Here is a 6511-nt window from a genome sequence, read left to right on the forward strand (position 1 = left end):
CGACGACCCAGGACATGACCGAGAACCAGACGATCCCGCACACCCGCCACAACCCCGGGAAGCCCGACCCCGCCAAGGCGGCGACGCTGGCCGAGGCGCTGCCGTGGCTGAAGGCCTACCACGGCAAGGTCGTCGTGGTGAAGTACGGCGGGAACGCGATGACCGACGACCGCCTCAAGCGAGCCTTCGCCGAGGACATCGCGTTCCTGCGGTTCGCGGGGTTCCGCCCGGTGGTGGTGCACGGCGGCGGCCCGCAGATCTCGCAGATGCTCGACAAGCTCGGCATCGAGTCCGAGTTCCGCGGCGGGCTCCGGGTCACCACCCCCGAGGCGATGGACGTGGTGCGGATGGTGCTGGTCGGGAAGGTGCAGCGCGAGCTGGTCGGGCTGATCAACGAGCACGGACCGCTGGCGGTGGGCCTCTCCGGTGAGGACGCCGGGCTGTTCACCGCCGAGCCGACGAACACGATCGTCGACGGCGAGGAGGTCGACCTGGGCCTGGTCGGCGAGGTGACGAGGGTGCGCCCCGAGGCGGTGCTCGACCTGATCGAGGCCGGCCGGATCCCGGTGGTCTCCAGCGTCGCGCCGGACCAGGACGGGCAGGTCCACAACGTCAACGCCGACACGGCCGCGGCCGCCCTTGCCGTGGCGCTGGGCGCCGAGAAGCTGCTGGTGCTCACCGACGTCGAGGGTCTCTACCTCGACTGGCCGCACAGCGACGACGTGATCGGCGAGATCAGCCCCGAGAACCTCGAGGCGCTGATGCCGACGCTGGCCAGCGGCATGGTGCCCAAGATGGGTGCCTGTCTCAGTGCCGTGCGCAACGGCGTCCCGCGGGCGACGGTGGTCGACGGCCGCGAGGAGCATGCGGTGCTGCTCGAACTGTTCACCAACGAGGGGGTCGGCACCCAGGTGCTGCCCGGTGTCGAGACCAAGACGCGCAAGGCGCGGGAGGCGGCGCGCTCATGAGCGGGCATCAGGTGAGCGACCAGTGGAGGGCCCGGTACGCCGGGTCGCTGATGAACACGTTCGGCCCACCCAAGCTGGTGCTCGAGCGGGGCGCCGGCGCCCGGGTCTGGGACACCGACGGCAACGAGTACCTCGACCTGCTGGGCGGCATCGCCGTCAACGCTCTCGGCCACGGGCACCCGGCGCTGGTCGAGGCGGTGACCCGCCAGTTGTCCACGCTCGGTCATGTGTCGAACTTCTTCACCACCGGCCCCCAGGTCGAGCTCGCCGAGAAGCTGCTCGCGCTGGTCGACCCGGCCGGTCGTGGCACCCCCGGCAAGGTGTTCTTCACCAACTCCGGCACCGAGGCCAACGAGGCGGGATTCAAGCTGACCCGGCGCACCGGCCGCACCCACGTGGTGGTCGCCGAGGGGGGCTTCCACGGCCGCACGATGGGCGCGCTCGCGCTCACCTCGAAGGAGGCCTACCGTGCCCCGTTCGAGCCACTGCCCGGCGAGGTGACGTTCGTTCCCTACGGCGACGCCGACGCGCTCGCGGCGGCGGTCACCGACCGCACCGCGGCGGTCCTGCTGGAGCCGGTCCAGGGTGAGGCGGGCGTCGTGGTGCCGCCCGCGGACTACCTGGCCACCGCCCGGCGGATCGCCACCGAGCATGGGGCCCTGCTGTGGCTCGACGAGGTGCAGACCGGCATGGGCCGCACCGGTCGCTGGTTCGCCCACCACGCCGCGCCCGGTCTGGCCGAGCTCGGTGGGCCCGATCTGGTCACGGTCGCGAAGGGCCTGGGCGGCGGCTTCCCCATCGGGGCCCTCGTCGGCCTGGGCGACGCGGCCGACCTCCTCCAGCCCGGCAACCACGGCACCACCTTCGGCGGCAACCCGGTCGCCTGCGCCGCGGCGCTCGCGGTGGTCGCCACCATCGAGTCGGAGGGTCTGCTCGAGCACGTCACGGTGCTGGGCCGGAGGCTGCGCGACGGGCTGGCGGCCGACCCCCGGGTGAGCGAGGTCCGCGGCGAGGGGCTGCTGGTCGGCCTGGACCTGGTCGCCGACGGCTCCGCGGCCGTGGCGGAGGTGGCGCAGGCTCGGGGCTTCATCGTGAACAACCCCACGCCGCGGCGCATCCGGCTCGCTCCTCCGCTGGTGTTGTCCGCCGCGGACGTCGAGGAGTTCCTGGCGGCCTGGCCGGCGATCCTCGACGAGGCCATCGGGAGCGCGAGCGGCGCGTCCGGGTCGGTGGGGGAGTGACGCTGATGGGCGACGCGGCGCTGCGGCCGAGCACGAAGAGCGCCCGGCACCAGCTGATCATCGACCTCGTCACGCACCGGGAGGTGCGCTCGCAGACCGAGCTGGCCGAGCTGCTGGCCCACAGCGGCGTGCGGGTCACCCAGGCCACGCTCTCGCGCGACCTGGTCGAGCTCGACGCCGTGAAGGTCCGCGCCGCCTCCGGCGCGCTGGTCTACGCGGTGCCCGCCGAGGGGGGCGACCGGCGTCCCCAGCCGCCGGCCGAGACCGCGGCGTCGGCCCACCGGGTCGCCCGGCTGTGCGCCGAGCTCCTGGTGAGCGCGGAGGCCACCGGCAACCTCGTCGTGCTGCGCACCCCGCCGGGTGCCGCGCAGTTCCTCGCCTCCGCCTTCGACAAGGCGGAGTTCCCCGAGGTGCTGGGCACCATCGCCGGCGACGACACCGTGCTCGTGATCGGCCGCGACCCCCGCGGTGGCGACGCGCTCGCCCGACGATTCCTGGCGCTGGCGGAGAGCCACCCGCCGGCGCCCTGACCCCCGAACCCCACCCCACCACCACCTCCGAAGGAACCCTCACGTGAGCAAGGTCCTCACCTCCCTCCCCGCCGGCGAGCGCGTCGGCATCGCCTTCTCGGGAGGACTCGACACCTCGGTCGCCGTCGCGTGGATGCGCGACAAGGGCGCGGTGCCGTGCACCTACACCGCCGACCTGGGCCAGTACGACGAGCCGGACGTGTCCGGCGTCCCGACCCGCGCCATGGAGTACGGCGCCGAGCTGGCCCGCGTCATCGACTGCCGGCCCCAGTTGGTCGAGGAGGGCCTGGCGGCGCTCGCCTGCGGTGCCTTCCACATCCGCTCCGGCGGGCGCGCCTACTTCAACACCACGCCGCTCGGGCGGGCCGTGACCGGCACCATGCTGGTGCGCGCCATGCACGAGGACGGTGTCGACATCTGGGGCGACGGCTCGACGTTCAAGGGCAACGACATCGAGCGGTTCTACCGCTACGGACTGCTGGCCAACCCGGCGCTGCGGATCTACAAGCCCTGGCTGGACCCCGACTTCGTGCACGAGCTCGGCGGCCGGGTGGAGATGAGCCAGTGGCTGATCGCGCACGGACTGCCCTACCGCGACTCGCAGGAGAAGGCGTACTCGACCGACGCCAACATCTGGGGCGCCACCCACGAGGCGAAGACGCTCGAGCACCTGGACACCTCGCTGGAGGTGGTGCAGCCGATCATGGGGGTCCGTTTCTGGGACCCCGCTGTCCAGATCGAGACCGAGGACGTCACGGTCGCCTTCGAGGCGGGCCTGCCCGTGGCCATCAACGGCCGGCGGTTCGAGGATTCAGTGGCTCTGGTCCAGGAGGCCAACGCGATCGGCGGCCGCCACGGGCTGGGCATGTCGGACCAGATCGAGAACCGGATCATCGAGGCCAAGTCGCGGGGGGTCTACGAGGCGCCCGGCATGGCGCTGCTGTGGCTGACCTACGAGCGGTTGATGAACGCGATCCACAACGAGGACACGCTCGCGAACTACTACGCCAACGGACGCCGGCTGGGCCGGCTGCTCTACGAGGGCCGCTGGCTCGACCCCCAGGCGCTGATGCTGCGCGAGTCGATCCAGCGCTGGGTCTCCTCGGTGGTCACCGGCGAGGTCACCGTCCGGCTCCGGCGCGGCGAGGACTACACGATCCTGAACACCGACGGCCCGGCGTTCTCCTACCACCCCGAGAAGCTGTCGATGGAGCGCACCGCCAACGCCGCGTTCGGCCCGTTGGACCGCATCGGCCAGCTGACCATGCGCAACCTCGACATCGCCGACTCGCGGGCGATGCTGGAGCTGTACGCCGACCAGCCGCTGGACCAGGGCACGGTCCTGGTCGAGCACGGCACCCTGTTCGGCGACCTGCCGCACGGCGGCTACGACCAGATCACGGCCAACCCGGAGGTGCTCACCGAGCCAGACGAGGAGGCGCTGGACGCCGCCGCGATGGAGGCGGGGAACGACTGATGGGCGAGCGGACCAACCCCGACGAGCACGGCACCAACACCGGCAAGCTGTGGGGGGGCCGCTTCGCGGGCGGCCCGTCTCCCGAGCTCGACGAGCTGTCGCGCTCGACCCACTTCGACTGGCGGCTCACTCCCTACGACCTGGCCGGATCGCGGGCGCACGCGAACGCGCTGCAGCGCGCCGGGCTGCTCACCGACGCCGACCACGCGGAGCTGCTGCGCGGCCTGCAGGCGCTGGGAGAGCGGTTCGCGGGGGGCACCCTGCGCCCGGACCCGAGCGACGAGGACGTGCACGGGGCGCTGGAGCGGCTGCTTCTGGAGGAGGTGGGCCCCGAGGTCGGCGGCAGGCTGCGGGCGGGCCGCTCGCGCAACGACCAGATCGCCACGCTGTTCAAGGTGTTCCTGCGTGACCACGGACGGGTGGTCGCCGGCCACGTGCTCGACCTGGTCGAGGCGATCGCCGAGCAGGCCGAGGCCCACCTGGACGTGATCATGCCCGGGCGCACACACCTGCAGCACGCGCAGCCGGTGCTGCTCTCGCACCACCTGCTGGCGCACGCGTGGGCGCTGCTGCGCGACGTCGACCGGCTCGCCGACTGGGACGCTCGGGTGGCCGACGACTCGCCGTACGGCTCGGGGGCGTTGGCCGGGCAGAGCCTTGGCCTCGACCCGACCGGTGTGGCCGAGGAGCTCGGCTTCACCGGCTCCACCGCGAACTCCATCGACGGCACCGCCTCGCGGGACTTCGTGGCGGAGTTCGCGTTCGTGGCCGCGATGACCGGGGTGGACGTCAGCCGGCTGGCGGAGGAGGTGATCCTCTGGGCCACCCGCGAGTTCGGCTTCGTGACCCTGCACGACTCGTGGTCGACGGGGTCGAGCATCATGCCGCAGAAGAAGAACCCCGACATCGCGGAGCTGGCCCGCGGCAAGGCGGGCCGGCTGATCGGCAACCTGAGCGGTCTGCTGGCCACCCTCAAGGCGCTGCCGTTGGCCTACAACCGGGACCTGCAGGAGGACAAGGAGCCCGTCTTCGACTCGGTGGACACGCTGGAGGTCCTGCTGCCGGCGTTCACCGGCATGGTGGCGTCGCTGGTCTTCCACGGCGACCGGATGGCCGAGCTGGCCCCGCAGGGGTTCAGCCTGGCCACCGATGTCGCCGAGTGGCTGGTGCGCGAGGGCGTCCCCTTCCGGGTGGCGCACGAGGTCGCCGGCGCGTGTGTCCGGCGCTGCGAGGAGCTGGGCATCGAGCTGGCCGACCTCACCGACGAGCAGTTCGCGCAGATCTCGCCGCACCTGCACCCGGGGGTCCGCTCGGTGCTCACCGTGCAGGGCTCGGTGGCCTCGCGCGACGGGCGCGGCGGCACCGCCGGCGTGCGCGTGCGCGAGCAGCTCGACGAGCTGCGGACCAGGGCCACCCGCCACCGTGCCCGGTTCCTGTGACCTGGACCGGCTGCTCTCCGGCCCGGTCCTCGAGGTGGCTCCCCGGTTGCTGGGGACGGTGATCCGGCACGGGGAGGTCGCGGTCCGGTTGACCGAGGTCGAGGCGTACGCCGGCCCGGACGACCCGGGCTCCCACGCCTTCCGTGGGCGGACCCGGCGCAACGCGACGATGTTCGGTCCCCGAGGCCGGCTCTACTGCTACTTCACCTACGGGATGCACGTGTGCTGCAACGTGGTGGTGGGGGAGCGGGGCGACCCTGCCGCGGTGCTGCTCCGCGCCGGCGAGGTCGTCGACGGGGTCGAGGTGGCGCGGGAGCGGCGTCCGGGCAGCTCGGACCGCGACCTGGCGCGCGGACCCGCACGGCTGTGCCGGGCACTCGGCCTGGACCTGGGCCACGACGGCGCCGATCTCGCCGTGGGGCCGGTGCTGCTGCGACCGGGCACGCCTCCGGCCGAGCTCTCCAGCGGCCCGCGGGTGGGTCTGCGGGGAGCTCCGGATCGGCCCTGGCGGTTCTGGGCCACGGGGGACCCGACGGTCTCCGCCTACCGCCCGGCGAAGCGGCTCGGACCACGGGCGTGAGCCTCCGGGGGCCCCGATTTTGTCTGCCCGCAACGAGTGTGTAATGTTCCTTCTCGCCGCGGCACGCGGCTCCCTCTCCCGGCCAACCGGCCGAACCGGAAGGGTACAAGCGCGCCACGGCCCCGCAGGATCGCGGCCGACAACCTCGAGTTGACGAGCCGAAGCCAGTCGGGTAAGTTTGGTCAGGTTTCCCCGCCGCCAGAGCCGGAAGGTTCTGGGACGGTGTGCGTCTGATTCTTGAGAACTCAACAGTGTGTCATAGTCGACGAATTAGTT

Annotated in this window: 6 protein-coding genes; all 6 read left to right on the forward strand. The window is 72.4% G+C overall.

From position 1 onward, the window contains the following. Nucleotides 1-14 precede the first annotated feature (14 nt). The 6 genes from argB to D6B71_RS21435 are packed head-to-tail and all read left to right on the forward strand — an operon-like array spanning nt 15 to nt 6235. Entirely contained in the window at nt 15-968 is a 954-nt protein-coding gene (argB, locus tag D6B71_RS21410; RefSeq protein WP_206051908.1) for an acetylglutamate kinase, read from the forward strand. Continuing rightward, entirely contained in the window at nt 965-2209 is a 1245-nt protein-coding gene (locus tag D6B71_RS21415; RefSeq protein WP_121258841.1) for an acetylornithine transaminase, read from the forward strand. The genes argB and D6B71_RS21415 overlap by 4 nt, the downstream gene beginning before the upstream one ends. Nucleotides 2210-2214: 5 nt before the next feature. Then, entirely contained in the window at nt 2215-2739 is a 525-nt protein-coding gene (locus D6B71_RS21420) for an arginine repressor (RefSeq protein ID WP_121258851.1), read from the forward strand. Nucleotides 2740-2782: 43 nt separating this feature from the next. Further along, complete coding sequence (argG, locus tag D6B71_RS21425) at nt 2783-4216, forward strand: argininosuccinate synthase (protein WP_121258842.1); 1434 nt, start codon at nt 2783-2785, stop codon at nt 4214-4216. Beyond that, complete coding sequence (gene argH, locus D6B71_RS23660; RefSeq protein WP_121258843.1) at nt 4216-5655, forward strand: argininosuccinate lyase; 1440 nt, start codon at nt 4216-4218, stop codon at nt 5653-5655. The genes argG and argH overlap by 1 nt, the downstream gene beginning before the upstream one ends. Beyond that, nucleotides 5639-6235: a DNA-3-methyladenine glycosylase gene (locus D6B71_RS21435; protein WP_121258844.1), complete on the forward strand. Its 597-nt coding sequence runs from the start codon at nt 5639-5641 to the stop codon at nt 6233-6235. The genes argH and D6B71_RS21435 overlap by 17 nt, the downstream gene beginning before the upstream one ends. Nucleotides 6236-6511 lie beyond the last annotated feature (276 nt).

Source organism: Nocardioides ferulae (genome assembly GCF_003660455.1).
GTDB lineage: Bacteria > Actinomycetota > Actinomycetes > Propionibacteriales > Nocardioidaceae > Nocardioides > Nocardioides ferulae.